Origin of the sequence: Acinetobacter sp. YH12126, from assembly GCF_013418745.1 — a bacterium.
In the GTDB taxonomy this organism is placed as follows: domain Bacteria; phylum Pseudomonadota; class Gammaproteobacteria; order Pseudomonadales; family Moraxellaceae; genus Acinetobacter; species Acinetobacter amyesii.
On sequence record NZ_VPBM01000004.1, the window covers coordinates 171,985 to 188,434 of the forward strand.

The following is a 16,450-nucleotide window of genomic DNA, read 5'->3' on the forward strand; positions in this document are numbered from 1 at the left end:
TTTAAGATTAAGATAAGAAAAAGCCTCTACGTTGTAGGGGCTTTTTTATAAATATTATTTCTTCAAGATTGGATCACAAAGCATAGGTACAAAGCTATAGTTATCATCTTTTTTAGTCACAAGTATAATTTCATCACTTGAAACTGCTATTACTTTACTATCTTTTGGAGTGATGCATCTTGAAAACTTCTTTGCTTCAAAAGCATAAATATATGATTGGGCCATTTCAGAAATAAAGTTTGAATATTTATCTTTATATTTATCTCCAAAGGTAAATAAAAGCATAAAGATAAAAGGATATATTAAAAATCTAGCTGCACAGCTCCATCCAGAATAGCTTTCTTTTAAATCATCTCTTTCTTTAGCCCAAATTACGTACATCATATAAAATTGACTTAGAAATATAAGAAGTAGAAATACGATGAATGTAACTAAAATAAAAACTATAGGAATTATCATTATAGCCACAAAACTCGTGACTCTATTCAATCCATTAGATTCATATCCGACAATGTGATTAACAAGTTGATCTGCAAAACCATATGTAATGTTTGTTAATAATGCATATATAGCAACAAGAATAACTTTACCTAATATTGTTCCCCATGCTTTATGATAACAGTATAAAAAGTCAGATGTTATACCTCCAGCCCAACATACACTTAGAAGAAACAAACTAATTTTGAAAAAATCATTCGTTGGCATCAGATACCAAAAAAATGTATTTAAAGCTAACACACACCCTATCAAATAGAATTTTTGACTTCTATTTAACTGCTGAAATATTCCCTCAATTTTTTGTTGCACCTGAATTAACATTATTCGACACCTTAATATTTTTATTAATTTATTGTAATTGTACGAAGAATAATTTGAATGCACTTTAGGCAAGAACACGTCTTAATACGTCGTTCTATAACTAAACTGAGCCTCACTTACTCAATTTAATTAACTAAAAACAAAACTACTCTTATTTTAGTAAATTTTTATTATCAACGTACTCCTTTTTATAGAACCAAAGTTATTTTAAAAAACTTAAAGATACTTAATCAAATGCCTTGCGACATGGATTTCGCCCATTCGTTAGGAGCACACGGAAGTAACCTCTTACGAACAAAGGGGTTTTGTTACTTTTGCCCTGACAAAAGTAAAGCAAATGTACCTAAATATCAGAACACCCTCACCCCAACCCTCTGCCATAGGGAGAGGGAGTCTTCATTACAAAATCAAAGCATTGATTAAAACATCAAACCACTTCAATCATCATTTTCATCAGCCGTATGCTTAAACACATCATACGCTTTTTCAAACTCAGCAAATTTAAAATGATGTGTTGCCAATTTTTCTAAAGGCAATTTTCCATTACAGCAACTCTTTAACAACATACTTTTGGTATTGGCAACTAATAAACCTGTGGTTAAGTGATAAATACCATTCTCGCTTTAAAATTTTGAGTACGTTCTCATCGACATAAAAAAGCCTTCATCAATGAAGGCCCTTTATCTATTATTTTTACTTCATCCCAAAAATCAACTTTAAACCCAGCACTGTCATCACTGCCCCAGCTGCCCGATCAAAACCCGCTTTAAACTTCAAATAGACTTTACGTGGTTTTTCTGCTGACAAAGCCACAGCGACCAATGAGCACCACCCTGCATCGATAAAGAAACACAAAACTGGCAGTACAAAGTAAAAATAAGTCGGAATGTCTTTCGGTAAAAGTGCCGTAAAAATACTGGCTAACACAATTGCAATTTTCGGATTCGACAACTGGGTAATTAAACCAGTAGTAAATGCACGACGGAGTGACATTTGCGAGCTGCTGGCATCACCAGCTTCAATCGGTTCTTTGGCATGTTTTATAATTTTAAATGCCATCCAAAGCAGGTATAAACCACCACAAATTTTTAAAGCCAAATATGCAGAAGGTACAGCCAATAAAAATGCCTGCAAACCCAATACCGCTAAAAGCCCAAATATTGCAGCGCCCAAACCTGTACCAAGTGCGGTAAATAAACCGTGTTTACGTGAAATCGCAATGGAATTCTTCGCCACATAAATTGACGTTGGCCCTGGGCTCATTGCACCAAGTAATAGTGCTGCCGCAATCGAGCCTAATATCCAAAATGATTCCACTGTCACACCGTTTTCACTTAAATTCGTGGCAATTTTACAGACAGAATCTCTGAATTTCTCCCTATAATTTGCAGTGTTTATTTTAATTGACCAAATTTTTCACTATAAATAACTTGAATACTGCATTAATCCATCGCATGATCGCTAAAAGTACAAATTAATATCAAGACAATGAAATTAGCCGAAGCCCTACTTTTACGCAGTGACTTACAAACTAAATTGGCCTCGCTGCAACAACGAATCAATAACAACGTGCTCATTCAAGAAGGTGATGTACCTAGCGAAGAACCAAATGCTTTAATTCAAGAAGCATTTGCAGTAAATACAGAACTTTATGGTTTAATTGAAAAGATTCACGCCACCAATGCACAAGCTAAAACCGGTTCAGGACGCTGCATGCTTTCAGTGCTCAATGAACGTGATTTATTGACCCAGCAGCATCGTATCTTGCAACAAGCGATTGACAGCTCACGCCGTGAAAATGGTCGTTATAGCTCGAGTGAAATCCGTTGGATTAAAACCATTGCAGTGGCAGATTTACAGAAACAGGCCGATAGCATTAGTCAGCAACTTAGACAAAATAACTTAGAAATTCAGGCATCCAATTGGCAAATAGACCTGATAGATTGACCTGATTTAAGCATTTGAACCACGGTTCATTCCAGTTCGGGCATACTGGGCGAGTACAGAGCCTTTTTAAATGTTTGTAAGGCTTTAATCCAACAAACTAAACTGCAGAAGTAAGACGTCTACTTCAAAATGTTCACACATCTGACGTAGCACACTGCATCTGTGACTCTTTACATGTCACGTCTCACTACCGTGTACTGACAGTATGTCCACCCTATTTTTGACGGATCTATCTGCTAGTCGTCATCCGCAGCGGCTTCATTGAGTGCAACATCTTCAAGCGGTAATTTATAGTCATGGTCATTCACAGGGACACCGCCAATGATCATGGTGCGATGTTCATTTTGAGGACGATGCAATTCGTCTGTCGTATCACAGCCAACCATCCAAAAACTGCACAGGCACAGCATAGGCAGCACAGCCCGACTTAATTTGCTCATTGGATGCCCTCCATTTTTATAATTATCTTGCTTATAAAATCAGCATAGCATTTTTGTGCAGATATTCACCTTATTTATCTGCCGATTTAGGGTCAATTGTCAGGAATTATGTCTCAACGGTCTTACGAATGCGGATGAAAATAGATGCCAATAGAAAAATATTTCCTTTTAAAATAATAAACTTATTAACTTTATTAAAACTACATAGTAAACCAGTTACAAAACTGCTATCGAATACGATTTTACTTCGGACACTTTTGTCCGTTTAATAGCTAGATAAATTTACAATGATGTCAAAAGAATAATGTCCACACGTCAACAACTCGCTGCACAAAACCGAGAAGTGCTTTTAGAAGCTGCGATTGAGGTATTCCGTATTCACGGAATCAATGCTCCTCTACAACTCATAATGGATCAGGCTCAAGTTGGACGTGCGACGTTTTATCGTAATTTTAATGACCGTCGTGAATTGGTACTCGCCTTAATGCAAGCTGCCTTGAACCGACTTGAACAGCGTGCGCTTAATTATGCACAGTTCGATGATGGATTTATTCGCCTCATTCAAGACCATATTTATAATATTCCCTATCTCACGGCTTTAATGGAATATTGGCGTGTGATCGATCGGGATGATCCCGCCATAGTTGAAATATACCAACGACGTGATGCCATATTGCAACCGATGATTGATCAGGCCATTCAAAATGGTCGCTGCCGAGCAGACTTTAAACCGGCGGACTATGCCATGGTCACCTCCATTTTGCGTGCAGCTTTGCAAGGCCATACCGAAGCAGATCAAGAAAAACTCGCCAAACGTGCCGTGGAGTTTTTACTGCATGGTATATGCGGGTAATACGTCATGTCCAAATCTCCGCGTTTATTGGAACCTGCTCCGGATTGGACACCCGAAGAAAAACCAACCCTGCCCGGCTCTCCCGCTGCCATTGCACATCCCACCTATAAGCGTTTTTTATACTTCTTTATCGGTTTATTTGTTGCGATCTCGGGGAGTTTAAGTAATGGATTTATCACGGCAAATCTTCCCCTTCTACAAGGTGAATATGGCTTAACGCCTTCAGAAGCGGCATGGATTCCTGCAGCATTTGTTATGGCCAATGTCAGCTCCAACCTAATCTTATTTAAAGCCCGCCAACAATATGGACTTAGGCTATTTTCAGAAATTGGCTTGGTATTATTTATCGCGGTGATGGTGCTGCATTTATTCGTTCATACCTATGAAATGGCAATTTTTGCACGGGTGATCAGCGGCTTACTTGCAGCTCCACTCAGTTCGCTTGGGATGTATTACATCATGCAAGCCTTTAAACGTGCTCATTTCGGTCGTGGGCTTTATCTAGCTTTAGGCTTTCAGCAGTTGGGGATACCGCTGGCATGGATCATGTCGCCCTATCTGGTCGATGTAAATGATTGGTCTATTTTCTATACCTTTGAATTAGGTTTAGCCTTATGTTGTTTGGCGATGGTGGTCTCTCTAAAACTGCCACGAAGCCTACGTATCGAAGTGTTTGAAAAGCAAGATTTATTCACCTTTGCATTATTGGCACCCGGCTTTGCTTTGCTATGTATCGTGCTAACTCAAGGCCCGATTCTTTGGTGGTTTGAGGCTGAATGGTTGGCCTATTTACTCATCGCCGCTTTGATTCTTTTAGTTGTTGGTCTGACCTATGAACATTTTCGGGTCAATCCACTGATTGTCACACGCTGGCTCGGAACATCGTCTACCGTGAGTTTTATTATTGGTGCCTTTGCCATTCGCTTTCTCATGTCAGAACAAAGCTATGCAGCCGTGAATTTTTTGAAAACCATGGGCATGGGACCCGACCAATTTGTTTCCTTTTATACCGTCGTGCTGATCGGGATTGTCTTAGGTACAGTGTTTAGTGCCCTGACCTTTTCCAAAGAAAAAATTGTGCTTCATCTGCTTGGTGCAGCAGGTCTCGTGCTCTTTGCCTGTGCGCTGGATTATCACTTGACCAGTGATGTACGACCGCATGATTTTTATTGGAGTCAGTTTTTGGTGGGCTTTGCCAGTGGCATGTTTATTGGCCCTCTTTTGCTTACAGGCATAGTCAGTGCTTTGCAAAAAGGCCCATCGCACATGGTGACGTTTATCGTGCTGTTTTCTGCGACACAGACCTTTGGGGGTCTCGTCGGCTCATCATTCTTTTCGACCTATCAGCAAATGCGTACCCAAACCTATCAGGCACAGATTTATAATGATTTATCGCAAACCTCACCTATAGTCGAACAGCGCCTACAACAATTGGCGCAAAGTGCGCATCAATATTCTTTAGACTCAAATTTAGACCAACAACAAGCCATACGTAGCCTTAATCAAACCATCACTCGAGAAGCCCAAGTTCGAGCCTATAACGATGTGATTTTTTTAAATGGCATATTCGCCGTTTTATTGTTGCTTTGGGGTTTATTGCTGATGGGCAAAAATAAATATCAATTACGCCAACAGCAACGCTCGGATAGTAGTTAGATTTCTTCGATTTACACAACATAAGCCACAGCCAAATGACCTAATTGATATTGAGAACAACATGACTGAAGACCATAAACCCACTGAGCAAGCAGCACCGCAGCAACCACAAACAGCAACCGCTATGCCTGCGCCATCGAGCAAGCTTATTTCTACGCCGCAGCGTACCTTGATTTTTATGTTGATCATCCTCTTGTTGGGGATTGCGCTGATCTTATGGGCGTGGCGGATTGGTCCATTTCATGACAGTATCGAGTCGACTGAAAATAGCTATGTCAAAGGTAAAACCACGGTGCTTTCATCACAAATTAATGGTTATGTGAAAGATGTTTTGGTGACGGATTTTGATCATGTGAAAAAAGGTCAAGTGCTTATGCATATCGATGCAACGACCTATGATCAAAAAGTCACACAGGCTGAATCTGGGGTGGAACAAGCACAGAACTCACTTGCCAATCAAAGCCAGGCCATTGAACAACGCAGAGCAGATATTACGGCAGCCGAAGCGAAAGTGGACCAATCACGTGCGGCCTATGAATTAGCTCTTGCACAAATGACGCGCTACCAACAACTCGGCAATACTGGCGCTGCATCGAAATCAGAACAAGATAAAGCGATTGCAGACGCTAAAAATAGTTTGGCCCAACTTCATCAAGCAGAAGCCAATTTACTAGTTGCCAAAGAATCATTCAAAACTGCACAAGTTGCAGCGACAGGGCTTAAAGCGCAAGTGAATAGTGCCAAAGCACAATTTGATCAGGCAGTGACCACTAAAGACTACAGCACGATTGTGGCACCTATGGATGGTCAACTTGGCGAAGTCAGCCCACGGATTGGTCAATATGTTGCGGCAGGCTCTCAACTGATGTATTTAATTCCACAGCAGCGCTGGGTGACTGCCAACTTTAAAGAAACGCAAATTGCAGATATGCATATTGGTCAAAAAGCGTGGTTCAGCGTCGATGGCATGAAACATCAAAAATTTTACGGCAAAGTCGAGCAAATCTCCCCTGCGGCTGGTTCTGAATTTAGTGTATTGAAACCTGACAATGCCACAGGAAATTTCACCAAAGTCGTGCAACGCATTGCCGTAAAAATTGCGATTGATCCTAATCAACAAGGTTTAGAAAACTTAAGACCCGGTATGTCTGTCGTCACCTCCGTTGATGTTGCTAGTTAGCAGATATCGACAGTGAAGTGCTATAAGCAGAGTTGAACTGGCCAAGATGCAAAGGATTTTATCTTCTGCACCTCCCGTTTTACAATGCCTACCTATTTGAACTCTAACCACCAAGATAACGATTACCAACATGTTTGAATCTATCGCCCACGCCATTCCTGAGCAGACTATTCAATATCAAGGGGTTGATTTGTGTATTAAGCGTTTGGACTTGGTACACCCACAAATATCAGGCAATAAATTTTATAAACTCAAATATAATTTTATTGAGGCGCAGAAATTAGGCTTTAAACAGGTGCTTAGCTTTGGTGGTGCTTATTCAAATCACATTGCAGCCACAGCATATGCTGCACATTTATTTGGATTCGGTAGTCTAGGCATCATTCGTGGAGAAGAATTACAACATCAATCCCGAAATCCTACTTTAGCCACCGCCGAACAGTTTGGTATGCAGCTCAGTTTTGTCACACGCCAACAGTATCGGGAAATGAAACAAGTTGACGCTTTAGCGCAATTACAACAGCAATATCCCGAACATTATGTCATTCCTGAAGGTGGAACCAATGCATTGGCTATCCGTGGCTGTACGGAAATCTTAAGCCATGAAAATCAACAAAATTTTGATCTCATCTGCTGTGCCGTCGGTACAGGTGGAACCATAACGGGCTTGATTGAAGCCAGTGCTGAACATCAACATGTACTTGGTTTTTCTGCGCTCAAAGGAAATTTTCTTTGCGACGATGTTGCTCAGTTGACACAGAAAACCAATTGGAACATCAGTGATGAATTTTGCTGTGGCGGCTATGCCAAAATAACGCCGGAACTATTACAGTTTATGCAGGACTTTGAACAACGCTATGCGATCCCATTAGAACAGGTTTATACGGCTAAAATGCTGCGAGGTATTTTCAGCATGATTGAGCGGGGTCAGATTAAAAACCATCAGCGTGTTTTAGTGATCCATACTGGTGGCCTACAAGGTCGCTTGAAAGGTTCAACCGAAGCACTAAAAAGCGTATAATCCTGCGTCCTTTCTTCCACGCGGAAACTTACCATGTCGCAAAATCAATATGATGTCCTTGTTTTAGGTGCTGGTGCATCAGGCTTAATGACGGCATATAAAGCGGCGCAGCGTGGACGCAAAGTTTTGGTGGCTGAAAAAGCCAATAAAGTTGGCAAAAAGATCCTGATGTCTGGCGGTGGTAAATGCAATTTCACCAATTTGTATGTCGAACCAGAAAATTATATTTCACATAATCCGCACTTTGTTATTTCGGCATTAACTCGCTATACCAACTGGGACTTCATTGGTATGGTCTGCGAATATGGCATTGAGTACGAAGAGCGCAAACATGGGCAATTATTTACCCAAAATGGTGCAAAAGAAATTCTCGCCATGCTATTGGCAGAATGTGACAAAACGGGCTTGGTGGATATTAAAACCAACTGTGAAGTAAAAGCAGTCAATGCCTTACCTGAACAAGGCTTTCAAGTGGCAACCAATCTAGGCTTTTTTGAAGCAGAATCGGTGGTTATTGCCAGTGGTGGTCTGTCCATTCCAACGTTAGGTGGTTCAGGAATTGGCTATGAGATTGCTAAACAATTTGGACATTCTGTCTACCCCACTCGTGCAGGCTTAGTACCCTTCACTTTCTCCGATAGTTTTAAAGAAGTCACCACACGCTTGAGCGGCAATGCTGTTGAAGCGACGTTATCGAATGAGTTAAATAGTTTTACTGAGGCTTTACTCTTTACTCACCGTGGTTTAAGTGGTCCAAGCTCTTTACAACTTTCAAACTACTGGGATGTCGGTCAACGTTTTAATATCAATTTCCTTCCAGCTTTAGATGTTTTAGATTTCCTCAAATCTAAGAAATCTAGTCAACCAAAAGTGTTACTGCGCACATTGTTCAATGAACACTTACCGAAAAGTGTAGTTATAGAATTACAAAATCTGATTTGGCCTGAACAAGCTGAATTAGCCATTGGCAATATCAGTGATGAAAAACTAGAACTCATTGCAAGCCGTCTGGAAAGCTTTGAAGTAAAACCATCAGGCACTGAAGGTTACCGTACTGCTGAAGTTACATTGGGTGGTGTGGATACCACTGAAGTCTCATCAAAAACCATGGAAAGTAAAAAACAGAAAGGCTTGTACTTTATTGGTGAAGTGCTCGATGTAACGGGGCATTTAGGTGGATACAACTTCCAATGGGCATGGGCTTCTGCACATGCGGCTTCTGAATACGTCTGATCTCGACTTAGAATTAAATAAACATAACGTACAGATGAACTCTGCATAAAAAAGGGCTGATTCATTCAGCCCTTTTTTATGCCCGATCTAACTTATTCAAGATAGTCGGTTTTAAATAATGATACTGACGACGTCGAAGTTCGTTGAATTGTCAGATCCATTTTTTCAACGGCAACTGAAATATGTTGTGGTTGCACGCTTGCGGTTTGTTTGAGTGTCGATACTAAAGTATTGAGCATTGAAATTACCCCCATTTTGCCATTCCTTTGCACAGATCATAAGTGTCATTCATGACAGCAATATGAATCCTAAGTTTTTATATTTTAAGTAATATTCCATATATCACTATTACTTAAAATACCAATTTTCGGGTAAATTTCAATCATTATTTTTGGACTGATTGGTATCTTTATTTTCACTGTTTAGCGGTGATTGTTCTTTCTGCTCCAAATCAGTGCGTTTTGATTTTGCAAAAATAAAGCGTCGTGCACTCGCCAAAAAACCAACTGTGATCCCTGCAATAATCACTGGGGCTAAAAATTTATTCGGTGCTTTTGCCATACAAATATTCCTTATAAAGCATTAAAATCGACCACATAAACGTGGCCGATTTTTTTAAAGACAGAATAGTTTAATTTGGATCATCTGGTTTTGGCGGGGTTAAAGGTGCCGAAGGTGCATCGACCTGTTTTTCAGCCTCGCCTGTCGATCCAAATGGATTATTTTGTGGTTGATCACTTGGGTTTACATCCAACCGATCTGGTGTAGCAGTTTCTTTTTCACTGACGCCCGGAGCAGCTTGCTGAATGTTTGGATAGCCATCATCTGTTTTCACTTCAGAAGTCATCACAGATGTTGATGGTGTTGGACTCGCTGCAGACGATGTAGGCGTATTAAAGGTGGTTTTCGCCTTTGCCTGCTCCTGTACTGGATTCGGTTCATTGGCTTCGCGTTTCGCTTTATCGATAAGATCTGATAACAATCGTTCCGCCGGATTGCGACCACCTAAACCAAAGGCCAAAGCGAAAGCAACTGCAACCGCACCGAGGGTTAAACCAAAGGCCAAATTCACGATCGAGTCAGCAATACCCATGGCACGCAAGCCCATGGCTACAACCAAGCCCATAATCAGCACACGGACCAAATTACCTAACCAACGTGAATTGTTATATTCCCCTCGTTGCACCACATTTGCCACAATATTGGCAAGCCAGAAACCCACCACCAAGATTACAGCACCAAGTAAAATACTTGCACCGAACTGGATAAACATAGCAATAAGGGCACTGATTTGCTCAAAGCCTAAACGGTTAGCAGCTTCAGATACCGCAAATAACATGGTGAAAAATACAATGAGGCAACCGACAACATCCGACACTTTGGTTTTGCCCAAAAAGCGTTGAATGTCTAATTTTTCTGGCACAGTATCAACACCTGTACCCGAGATCACATCCACAACTAGACGCGCTACAAAGCGTGACACCACATAGGCCAAGATTAAGATTAAACCTGCGGCAATGATGTTCGGTATCGCATACATGATCTCATGTAACATGGCTGTTGCAGGCTGAGAAATCGCCTCGATACCAAGTGCTTCGAAAGCCACAATTAATGCAGTGATAATGACTATAGCAAAGACAAAATTACCCAAAACTTGAGCAAGTTTTGCGTTTTTAAACATGCCCACTTTTTCGACTTGCTGCTGCAGACTTAAACTGTTCACCAAGCCTTCCACGATGCCTCGTACAATCTTCGCCAAGATATAACCCACAAAGACGATGACACCAGCAATAAAGATATTGGGAAGATAAGAAACAACTTCAGTAACCATATTTTGGATTGGGAACAAGAGACCGTTCAAACCCAAGATCGATAAAACAATCGGTAGGAAAAGTAACAAGATTAGCCAATACACTATTTCACTGATATTTTGACTGATTGGGCTGACGCCAACCTCAGAACTGAGTTTTTCATCGAGTTGGGTTTTATCCAGCAGTTTCTTTGAACCGACTTTGACCAAACTTGCCACGATCCAACCAATAAAACCTACAGCTACCGCAGCCAAAAGCTGTGGAATAAATAACAAGAACTGCTGAATCATATTACTGAATGGGCCGCTGACACTGGTCAAATTCAGCACATTGAGTGCACCAATGACGGCAATGATCAAAATAATCCAGAACACAACTCTGGAGACTATATTTTCAACATTGGAACGGTGCCCAGTTGCACTTGAAAGTTTTTGATTTGTACCTAATTTTTGCAGAACTTTTTTGACGCCAGCAGCAACCAATAAAGCAATGACCCAACCTATCAGGAGAATTGCTACTGCACTTAAAATGGGGTGAAACTGTTCCCAATAATACATGGCATCAAAACGGCCACGCGGACCACCCAGATAATCATTCATACGTTCGCCCTCATTGTTATACATGATCTGTTGTTATGTGCATTTTTACGTATGCCGCGTATCACACAGCATTAGTGCTTTGAACTTAAGCTTTCTTTTCCACCTTAGTTTTTGTGTATTTTTTAATCAACCAAAGTATGCATAACTCCAACAAAAGCTCACAATTGAATGTAAAAAAGCCTTGGGACAACCAAGGCTTTATTTGTGTCACTCTGAAGAGATACTTAAGGTTCAGATCTTGCACTCATGTAACTCTGACTCATGTTTATCATCAATTATTATCAACGATCTGTCGCAGTTGCAGTATTTGAATCATTAGCAACAGCTTCATCCCCCGCTGTACCGCTAGTCGTATCATTGGCTGTCGCAGTTTGTGCATTGGGTGCAGGATGATCAGGCGGTGCATCCGAAGCAGAAGGTTTCATATCTGCAAACATATAAAATAATAATGCGATTAAAAAGATACCCACTAAGATCAGTATGTACACAGGGATACGTTTTTTTTGTGTTGTTTCTTCCGTACTGGTGGTATGGGGTGGTTTATTAAAATCGTGTGTCATATTCCCCTCGCTATTTTGTTGTTCATAGTTGAATTTTTATACTAGCAATACAATATCCTGTATTGTGTGAAGAACAATTACAATCAGTGAAAACGTGTAACTTGAATGATAAATCTCGAATGATAAGTTTAATAAATATACTTTCCTTTGGAGCTAGATGAGTTATTTTCAAATATAAATCAATATATAAGGGCGCAAATATCGGGCAAAGATTTAAGTGCAATATTTAAATCTAAAGCATTTTTTATTGTATGACCTCTTACAAAATAAATGCTTTTTTGAGCCCGGTGGAATTATCTGCTTTTGATGAATGAAATGAGCTATAATCATGCACCTTATTTTTCACCTGTTATCAAATCTATGGCGTACCATCAACAAGGTGTAACGCTTGATCTTGACACTGACGTCACTCATCAATGTTCCCTTCATTACACTCGTGATCAGCATCTTATTGGCATTATTGAATTTAGTAAGCCGAGTTATGTGTTGAAATGGGGTGATTTGGAATATTTTCGCCGACGTACTGAAGAGTTTTCAGTGATGCCATTCCCTGAATGCATCAATGCGATGGTGATTGATATTCGAAATATTGCGGCTTTTTTAGATAATGAAGTGCCTATTATTCCTTGGCGCTTGCTCGAAGAAGAATGTCCGATTCGCTTAGTTGTCCCCCAAGATCGACTGGAGCATTATGCTGGCTTTTTTGAACCGACTTGGTTGACTGCTGACGTAGACACAGCGATTCAAGAAATTCGTGAATTTATGGATATGTTTGTGCATTAATACGGAGATTAAACTAAAGTTTAATCCCGAAAACCTCCATTTGGAGGTTTTTTTATGCCCTTTTATTTTAATTATTTATTTCACAATAAAATTAAATTATTTTATATTTAATGGCTTATAGCAAACCTTCTTATAAAAAATGTTCATAACTTATCCCATTTCTTAGTAACAATTCGGCAATAAATTTTGCTTGAGCCTTGCTCGATATATCACCTAAGATGTAGAAAATGATCTCTTTTTTATTGTTGAAACATTCTTAAAAACAAAGCAATAAAATCTAACGAGAAACAAGATCATAAAAAGTGGATATTAAATCAGGGTAAAAGGAGTTTTAACGATGACGTCAAAAAAACATTTAGCAACTTTGTTCTGTGCAAGTGCGCTCACTTTAGGTCTTAGCGCATGTAGTGACAATAAAGCACCTACAACGGATAAACCTGCAGGAAGTGAAGCTGCTGTTTCTGACTCAGGGACTTTAGATAAGATCAAAAAATCCGGCACGATTGTATTAGGCTATCGCGATTCATCGATTCCATTTTCATATATTGCAGATAATCCAAACCAACCTGTAGGTTATGCACACGATCTTCAATTAAAAGTAGTTGAGGCGGTTAAAAAGCAATTAAATCTTCCCGATTTAAAAGTCCGTTATAACTTAGTGACCAGCCAAAACCGTATTCCATTGGTTTCTAATGGCACAGTCGACTTAGAGTGTGGTTCAACCACAAACAATAAAGAACGCCAACAACAAGTAGATTTCTCAACAGGTTTCTTTGAGGTCGGTTCACGCTTACTTACAGCAAAAGACTCTGGGATTAAAGACTTTGCTGACCTAAAAGGCAAAAAGTTAGTCACCACGGCAGGAACGACATCTGAGCGTTATATTCGTCAACATGAAAAAGAATTAGGTATTGGTGAAGTCATTTCTGCCAAAGACCATGCTGAGTCTTTCCTCATGCTACAAAATGGTCGTGCAGCGGCATTTATGATGGATGATATTTTGCTGGCGGGTGAAAAATCGAAAGCCAAAGATCCAAATAAATGGGAAATCGTGGGTACAGCGCCGATTCATGAAATCTATGGTTGTATGCTGCGTAAAGGCGATACTGGTTTTAAACAAGTGGTTGATGATGCAATCAAAGCGACCTATAGCTCTGGTGAAATCAATGACATGTATAAAAAATGGTTCCAAACGCCAATTCCACCAAAAAATATCAATTTGAATTTCCCGATGTCTGATCAATTAAAATCATTGATTAACAATCCACATGACCGTGACGAATAACTTTCCCTAAACATTCTAAAGATGCTTAAGCCAAACGGATTTTGGCTTAAGCTCATTATAGGGAGTTCCTATGAATTATAGCTGGAATTGGGGTGTGCTGTTCCAATCTACAGGTGTAGGTGATTCAACCTACCTGAATTGGATTTTAATTGGGATCGGCTGGCTGTTTGTCATCGCTTTGGTGGCATGGAGCATTGCGATGGTACTCGGCAGCATCTTGGGTATTATGCGTACCCTACCGAGTCCTGTAGCACGTGGTATAGGTACTGCCTACGTGACTATTTTCAGAAATGTACCCTTATTGATTCAACTGTTTATATGGTTCTATGTTGTACCCAACTTCCTCCCTGCTGCGATTAAAAGCTGGTGGATGAATGACCTTGGGGCAAACACGACCGCCTTAATTTCTGCAAGTGTCGGTTTGGGTTTATTTACAGCTGCACGGGTCTGTGAGCAAGTCAGGACAGGTATTGAAGCGCTTCCTTTGGGGCAAACCAATGCAGGTTATGCTATGGGATTTAGCACGGCTCAACTTTACCGCTATGTGATCTTACCGCAGTCATTCCGCACGATTTTGCCACCTCTCAGCTCTGAGTTGACCAACTGTGTCAAAAACACCTCAGTCGCCTCTTTAGTCGGTGTTGCAGAAGTCATTTCACAGATGAAAACCATCAGTGAATACACGCAAAACACCATCGAAATTTATACCTACGTCACCATTATTTTCATCGTGATCAACATCTGTTTAATTGGTTTCATGAATTTTCTGGAAAAACGCCTACGCGTTCCTGGCTTAATTGCAGGAGATAAATAATGGAATGGCTCAGTTCTTTTATTCAAGACCTCCAAGCGTCTGGCCCTGCGCTATGGCATGGTTTCAGCATCACACTCAAAGTGGTGATCACGGCAACCATTGGTGGTGTCTTTATTGGGACATTGTTGGCGTTGATGCGCCTGTCCTCGATTAAGGCTTTTAATATTTTTGCTAAAGGCTATGTGAACCTCTTTCGTTCTATTCCTTTGCTCTTGGTGCTGATGTGGTTCTACTTTGCAGTACCCTTTATCTACACAGGGATCACCGGTAACTATCTAACGATTGATACTGCCCTCGTTTCGAGTATCGTGGCCTTCATGCTATTTGAAGCGGCTTACTTTTCAGAGATTGTCCGTGCAGGGATTCAATCAATTCCTAAAGGTCAAACTTCTGCAGCTTATGCTCTCGGTATGAGCTATAGCCAAGCGATGCGCCTAATTATTTTGCCGCAATCCTTTCGCAAAATGACGCCACTACTCTTACAGCAAACCATCATTCTGTTCCAAGATTCAACCATGGTTTATGCCATCGGACTGTTAGACTTTTTCCGCACCAACTATGTTCGAGGCGACCTCATGTCATTGTTAACTCAATACATTCTGTTTGCCGGTTTGGTGTATTTCACTATTAGTATGATCGCTACCTATGCAGTTAAAAAATTACAACGGAGGTTAAGTGTATGACCGATCAAAAAACGATGATTGACCTCCAAAATGTCAGTAAATGGTATAAAGATTTTCAAGTGCTTACCGATTGCACGACTCAAATTAAACAAGGTGAAGTGGTTGTCGTGTGTGGACCTTCAGGTTCAGGTAAATCGACGCTCATTAAAACCGTTAATGGACTTGAGCCTTTTCAAGCCGGTACGATTTTGGTCGACGGAATTTCCATTAATGACCCAAAAACCGATTTAAATAAATTGCGTAGTCGTGTCGGTATGGTGTTCCAGCACTTTGAACTGTTTCCACATTTATCCATTACCGAAAACCTGACCATTGCGCAGGTCAAAGTCTTGGGCCGATCAGAAGCCGAAGCCAAGAAAAAAGGCTTGGCTTATTTAGATCGTGTGGGTTTGAGTGCGCATGCCGCTAAATTCCCTGCACAGTTATCAGGTGGACAACAACAACGTGTTGCAATTGCACGTGCGCTCAGTATGGACCCGATTGCTATGCTGTTTGATGAACCGACTTCGGCACTTGATCCAGAGATGATTAACGAAGTGCTTGATGTGATGGTGGGTCTTGCCAAAGAAGGTATGACCATGATGTGTGTAACCCATGAGATGGGTTTCGCGCGTCAGGTTGCGGACCGTGTGATCTTTATGGATCAAGGAAAAATTGTGGAAGACTGCAGTAAAGATGATTTCTTTAATGCCCCTCGTGGTGAACGAGCGCAGCAGTTCTTAAATAAAATTCTGCATTAACATCAAAACGTTTATTTAACTGATGT

At 40.5% G+C, this 16,450-nt stretch carries 18 protein-coding genes; 11 read left to right on the top strand and 7 right to left on the bottom strand.

Annotation, left to right across the window (positions count from 1 at the left end; all coding sequences use genetic code 11):
* Nucleotides 1-54: 54 nt before the first annotated feature.
* Both FTU62_RS03260 and FTU62_RS03265 read right to left on the bottom strand, forming a co-directional pair.
* A complete protein-coding gene (locus tag FTU62_RS03260; protein WP_180101824.1) occupies nucleotides 55-819 on the bottom strand; it encodes a hypothetical protein in 765 nt (254 codons plus the stop codon).
* 693 nt (nucleotides 820-1,512) lie between these two features.
* The gene (locus FTU62_RS03265; RefSeq protein ID WP_078192408.1) at nucleotides 1,513-2,136 is read right to left on the bottom strand and encodes a LysE family translocator; all 624 of its coding nucleotides are present in this window, start codon (nucleotides 2,134-2,136) and stop codon (nucleotides 1,513-1,515) included.
* Between the two features lie 171 nt (nucleotides 2,137-2,307).
* On the opposite strand from FTU62_RS03265, the gene FTU62_RS03270 reads away from it, so the two are divergent.
* On the top strand, nucleotides 2,308-2,766 hold the full coding sequence (locus tag FTU62_RS03270) for a DIP1984 family protein (RefSeq protein ID WP_180078197.1): 459 nt from the start codon (nucleotides 2,308-2,310) through the stop codon (nucleotides 2,764-2,766).
* Nucleotides 2,767-3,002: 236 nt separating this feature from the next.
* On the opposite strand, the gene FTU62_RS03275 is transcribed toward FTU62_RS03270, so the two are convergent.
* Nucleotides 3,003-3,206: an NF038215 family lipoprotein gene (locus FTU62_RS03275; protein ID WP_180101825.1), complete on the bottom strand. Its 204-nt coding sequence runs from the start codon at nucleotides 3,204-3,206 to the stop codon at nucleotides 3,003-3,005.
* Between the two features lie 304 nt (nucleotides 3,207-3,510).
* Here FTU62_RS03275 and FTU62_RS03280 point away from each other — a divergent pair, with 304 nt between their 5' ends.
* From FTU62_RS03280 to FTU62_RS03300, 5 genes are all read left to right on the top strand, one after another.
* Complete coding sequence (locus tag FTU62_RS03280; protein ID WP_180101826.1) at nucleotides 3,511-4,059, top strand: TetR/AcrR family transcriptional regulator; 549 nt, start codon at nucleotides 3,511-3,513, stop codon at nucleotides 4,057-4,059.
* Between the two features lie 6 nt (nucleotides 4,060-4,065).
* Entirely contained in the window at nucleotides 4,066-5,715 is a 1,650-nt protein-coding gene (locus tag FTU62_RS03285; RefSeq protein WP_180101827.1) for an MFS transporter, read from the top strand.
* 61 nt (nucleotides 5,716-5,776) lie between these two features.
* The gene (locus FTU62_RS03290; RefSeq protein WP_180101828.1) at nucleotides 5,777-6,895 is read left to right on the top strand and encodes an HlyD family secretion protein; all 1,119 of its coding nucleotides are present in this window, start codon (nucleotides 5,777-5,779) and stop codon (nucleotides 6,893-6,895) included.
* 130 nt (nucleotides 6,896-7,025) lie between these two features.
* Entirely contained in the window at nucleotides 7,026-7,916 is an 891-nt protein-coding gene (locus FTU62_RS03295) for a 1-aminocyclopropane-1-carboxylate deaminase/D-cysteine desulfhydrase (protein ID WP_180101829.1), read from the top strand.
* A gap of 33 nt (nucleotides 7,917-7,949) precedes the next feature.
* Nucleotides 7,950-9,149, top strand: coding sequence for an NAD(P)/FAD-dependent oxidoreductase (locus FTU62_RS03300; protein ID WP_180101830.1), 1,200 nt, complete (start codon nucleotides 7,950-7,952; stop codon nucleotides 9,147-9,149).
* Between the two features lie 92 nt (nucleotides 9,150-9,241).
* Here FTU62_RS03300 and FTU62_RS03305 read toward each other — a convergent pair whose 3' ends face one another.
* The 4 genes from FTU62_RS03305 to FTU62_RS03320 all read right to left on the bottom strand — a co-directional run bounded on the left by FTU62_RS03305 (nucleotide 9,242) and on the right by FTU62_RS03320 (nucleotide 12,119).
* Complete coding sequence (locus tag FTU62_RS03305) at nucleotides 9,242-9,403, bottom strand: hypothetical protein (RefSeq protein ID WP_162689753.1); 162 nt, start codon at nucleotides 9,401-9,403, stop codon at nucleotides 9,242-9,244.
* 124 nt (nucleotides 9,404-9,527) lie between these two features.
* Nucleotides 9,528-9,710: a hypothetical protein gene (locus tag FTU62_RS03310; protein WP_180101831.1), complete on the bottom strand. Its 183-nt coding sequence runs from the start codon at nucleotides 9,708-9,710 to the stop codon at nucleotides 9,528-9,530.
* Nucleotides 9,711-9,780: 70 nt separating this feature from the next.
* Complete coding sequence (locus FTU62_RS03315; RefSeq protein ID WP_180101859.1) at nucleotides 9,781-11,559, bottom strand: mechanosensitive ion channel; 1,779 nt, start codon at nucleotides 11,557-11,559, stop codon at nucleotides 9,781-9,783.
* A 281-nt stretch (nucleotides 11,560-11,840) separates the two neighbouring features.
* Nucleotides 11,841-12,119, bottom strand: a complete 279-nt coding sequence (locus FTU62_RS03320; protein WP_111884899.1) for a hypothetical protein — start codon at nucleotides 12,117-12,119, stop codon at nucleotides 11,841-11,843.
* A 360-nt stretch (nucleotides 12,120-12,479) separates the two neighbouring features.
* Between FTU62_RS03320 and FTU62_RS03325 the strand changes: the two genes are divergently transcribed.
* The 5 genes from FTU62_RS03325 to FTU62_RS03345 all read left to right on the top strand — a co-directional run bounded on the left by FTU62_RS03325 (nucleotide 12,480) and on the right by FTU62_RS03345 (nucleotide 16,424).
* Nucleotides 12,480-12,902, top strand: coding sequence for a hypothetical protein (locus tag FTU62_RS03325; protein ID WP_078192409.1), 423 nt, complete (start codon nucleotides 12,480-12,482; stop codon nucleotides 12,900-12,902).
* Between the two features lie 337 nt (nucleotides 12,903-13,239).
* Complete coding sequence (locus FTU62_RS03330) at nucleotides 13,240-14,187, top strand: transporter substrate-binding domain-containing protein (protein ID WP_180101832.1); 948 nt, start codon at nucleotides 13,240-13,242, stop codon at nucleotides 14,185-14,187.
* A 70-nt stretch (nucleotides 14,188-14,257) separates the two neighbouring features.
* Nucleotides 14,258-15,001, top strand: a complete 744-nt coding sequence (locus FTU62_RS03335) for an amino acid ABC transporter permease (RefSeq protein ID WP_180101833.1) — start codon at nucleotides 14,258-14,260, stop codon at nucleotides 14,999-15,001.
* The gene (locus tag FTU62_RS03340; protein ID WP_078191088.1) at nucleotides 15,001-15,684 is read left to right on the top strand and encodes an ABC transporter permease subunit; all 684 of its coding nucleotides are present in this window, start codon (nucleotides 15,001-15,003) and stop codon (nucleotides 15,682-15,684) included. Before FTU62_RS03335 ends, FTU62_RS03340 begins: the two co-directional genes overlap by 1 nt.
* Nucleotides 15,681-16,424 (top strand): amino acid ABC transporter ATP-binding protein, encoded by a 744-nt coding sequence (locus tag FTU62_RS03345; RefSeq protein WP_078191089.1) that lies wholly within the window; start codon nucleotides 15,681-15,683, stop codon nucleotides 16,422-16,424. The genes FTU62_RS03340 and FTU62_RS03345 overlap by 4 nt, the downstream gene beginning before the upstream one ends.
* The last annotated feature ends 26 nt before the right edge of the window (nucleotides 16,425-16,450 follow it).

Excerpts from the sequence above, each read along its gene's own strand:
- FTU62_RS03260 (WP_180101824.1), bottom strand. The coding sequence starts at position 819 with ATGTTAATTCAGGTGCAACAAAAAATTGAGGGAATATTTCAGCAGTTA.
- FTU62_RS03270 (WP_180078197.1), top strand. The coding sequence starts at position 2,308 with ATGAAATTAGCCGAAGCCCTACTTTTACGCAGTGACTTACAAACTAAA.
- FTU62_RS03275 (WP_180101825.1), bottom strand. The coding sequence starts at position 3,206 with ATGAGCAAATTAAGTCGGGCTGTGCTGCCTATGCTGTGCCTGTGCAGT.
- FTU62_RS03280 (WP_180101826.1), top strand. The coding sequence starts at position 3,511 with ATGTCCACACGTCAACAACTCGCTGCACAAAACCGAGAAGTGCTTTTA.
- FTU62_RS03285 (WP_180101827.1), top strand. The coding sequence starts at position 4,066 with ATGTCCAAATCTCCGCGTTTATTGGAACCTGCTCCGGATTGGACACCC.
- FTU62_RS03290 (WP_180101828.1), top strand. The coding sequence starts at position 5,777 with ATGACTGAAGACCATAAACCCACTGAGCAAGCAGCACCGCAGCAACCA.
- FTU62_RS03295 (WP_180101829.1), top strand. The coding sequence starts at position 7,026 with ATGTTTGAATCTATCGCCCACGCCATTCCTGAGCAGACTATTCAATAT.
- FTU62_RS03300 (WP_180101830.1), top strand. The coding sequence starts at position 7,950 with ATGTCGCAAAATCAATATGATGTCCTTGTTTTAGGTGCTGGTGCATCA.
- FTU62_RS03305 (WP_162689753.1), bottom strand. The coding sequence starts at position 9,403 with ATGGGGGTAATTTCAATGCTCAATACTTTAGTATCGACACTCAAACAA.
- FTU62_RS03310 (WP_180101831.1), bottom strand. The coding sequence starts at position 9,710 with ATGGCAAAAGCACCGAATAAATTTTTAGCCCCAGTGATTATTGCAGGG.
- FTU62_RS03315 (WP_180101859.1), bottom strand. The coding sequence starts at position 11,559 with ATGAATGATTATCTGGGTGGTCCGCGTGGCCGTTTTGATGCCATGTAT.
- FTU62_RS03320 (WP_111884899.1), bottom strand. The coding sequence starts at position 12,119 with ATGACACACGATTTTAATAAACCACCCCATACCACCAGTACGGAAGAA.
- FTU62_RS03325 (WP_078192409.1), top strand. The coding sequence starts at position 12,480 with ATGGCGTACCATCAACAAGGTGTAACGCTTGATCTTGACACTGACGTC.
- FTU62_RS03330 (WP_180101832.1), top strand. The coding sequence starts at position 13,240 with ATGACGTCAAAAAAACATTTAGCAACTTTGTTCTGTGCAAGTGCGCTC.
- FTU62_RS03335 (WP_180101833.1), top strand. The coding sequence starts at position 14,258 with ATGAATTATAGCTGGAATTGGGGTGTGCTGTTCCAATCTACAGGTGTA.
- FTU62_RS03340 (WP_078191088.1), top strand. The coding sequence starts at position 15,001 with ATGGAATGGCTCAGTTCTTTTATTCAAGACCTCCAAGCGTCTGGCCCT.
- FTU62_RS03345 (WP_078191089.1), top strand. The coding sequence starts at position 15,681 with ATGACCGATCAAAAAACGATGATTGACCTCCAAAATGTCAGTAAATGG.